Source organism: Haloferula sp. (genome assembly GCF_049672945.1).
GTDB lineage: Bacteria > Verrucomicrobiota > Verrucomicrobiia > Verrucomicrobiales > Akkermansiaceae > Haloferula.
On the sequence record NZ_JBATWY010000125.1, the window covers coordinates 1 to 1,909 of the forward strand.

At 58.9% G+C, this 1,909-nt stretch carries 1 protein-coding gene and 2 pseudogenes; all 3 read left to right on the forward strand.

The window, feature by feature from the left end:
- Nucleotides 1–340: 340 nt before the first annotated feature.
- Nucleotides 341–997 (forward strand): annotated as a pseudogene (locus WBG04_RS11055) (ISAs1 family transposase); the annotation flags it as partial.
- Nucleotides 898–1,524: an ISAs1 family transposase gene (locus tag WBG04_RS11060; protein ID WP_424314490.1), complete on the forward strand. Its 627-nt coding sequence runs from the start codon at nt 898–900 to the stop codon at nt 1,522–1,524. The pseudogene WBG04_RS11055 and the gene WBG04_RS11060, both read left to right, overlap by 100 nt.
- A 77-nt stretch (nt 1,525–1,601) precedes the next feature.
- A pseudogene (locus tag WBG04_RS11065) lies at nt 1,602–1,909 on the forward strand (hypothetical protein); the annotation flags it as partial.

Below are 1,909 nucleotides of genomic sequence, written 5' to 3' on the forward strand. Positions count from 1 at the left end.
GGCGGGGAGTTTGAGTTAGGGAACCGCAAAGATGCTAAGATGCGAAGGAGGGGGTCTGTTTTTAACCACGAAAAGGACGCGAAATTTACAGGGGGATGATGGCGGTCTGGGGAGGAAGACGTTCGATCCTAAATTCAGAGATGAGAACCACAGATGACACGGGAAGCACGGATTTATAGGCACTTATGAAAGTCATCCCGATCACCCAGAGGATTAGTCGCCTAGTCAATCTAACTCACTGATTATCCATGTATATCCACAGGGCTACCTCACTTTAGATTGTGGCAATATCAACAAACATTAGGCCTGTACGCTCCATGTAGTGGTTCACGATGCCCTGATGTCTAACAAACCACGGCGCGACGAGTATTCAGGCGGCTTCCCGGACGGATTCGAGTCCTTCGAGGAACTCGAAGATCCGCGCAATGGTCGCCATCCGCGACACTACTTCGGCGAGATCATTTTTATCGCTTTGGCCGCCATGATTTGTGGCAGCGAGGGCTTCGATGACTTTGAGCGCTTTGCCAAAGCCCGTGAGCCGTGGTTGCGCAAACGCCTCAAGCTGCCGGGTGGACTGCCCAGCGATGATACCTTCCGTCGCGTGTTCACCGCCATCGATCCAGATCGGTTCTGCGAGTGCTTCGCCGCCTTCGTGCTGGCGATCAGCGGAGAGCTCCGCCGTCAGCTCATCGCCATCGACGGCAAGACGCTGCGGCACAGTTTTGAGAACGCCGATCCCGGCACGAGCCTGCACCTCATCAGCGCCTGGGCGGCCGACAACCATCTGACCCTCGGCCAGCTTGCCGTCGACGGGAAGTCCAACGAGATCACCGCCGTGCCAGAGCTCATCGACCGCCTGGACCTCGAAGGCCACACCGTGAGTCTCGATGCGATGGGCTGCCAGAAAGCCATAGCCCGCAAGCTTTCCATGGCCCATGCCGACTACCTGCTGGCGCTCAAGGCCAACCACAGCGCGCTCCACAAGCGGGCGAAGGAGTTTTTCAGCAGCCCGGGGCACCTGCTTTACACCAAGCAGCAAGGCGGGCCCTCAGCACCGATGACCAGGGCAACCAAGCCCACGGGAGGACCGAGAGACGGGTGGTGCTGGCCACCGACAGCCTGTGGTGGATCGACAAGCTGGAGCGGGAGGACTGGCCCGGCCTGCGCTCGGTGGTCTGCGTGGAATCCCATCGCGAGCAGCACGGCAGCGGAGCGAAGAGCGTCGAGAAACGCTACTACCTCACCACTCATGAACCCGACGCTCGGCGGCTTGGGCAGCTGATCCGCCAGCACTGGTCGATCGAGAATCAGTGTCACTGGGTGCTCGACGTCACCTTCGACGAGGACCAGTGCCTAGCCCGCAAGGGGCACGCGGCCCAGAATCTCGCCATGCTGCGTAAAGTCTGCCTGTCGCTGCTCAAGCAGGACACCAGCATCAAGGACAGCCTGCACGGCAAACGCTACCGGGCCGCACTCGATGAATCCGTCCTTGAGACCATCCTGTTTCCCGGGCGCTCAAAGTGAGGTAGCCCTGGGCGTGATCCTACGGCACCACGTTTTGCCCTTTATTCTTCCACGGTTTACGAGAACTTAACAATTCGATGGCTCTGACCACACAAGGACTTCACAATGCTGGCTTGAGAATCTTCCTCATGATTCCGAAAATCTCCCGCCTGTTGATCGGCACCCTCGCCGGCATGACCATCGCCACTGACGCAGCCGTTGTCGGAAGCAACGAAGGTGGAACCATCGATCTCACGCGCCCGGACAACTATGGCAACCAGCCGGTCCCCGGCTACATCACCCGCGACAACACCCCTCCGGGAAACCAGATCACCGATCTGGGTGCCTCCCTCGGGCGAGTTCTTTTCTACGACAAGCGGCTGTCCAAGAACGATACCGTCTCATG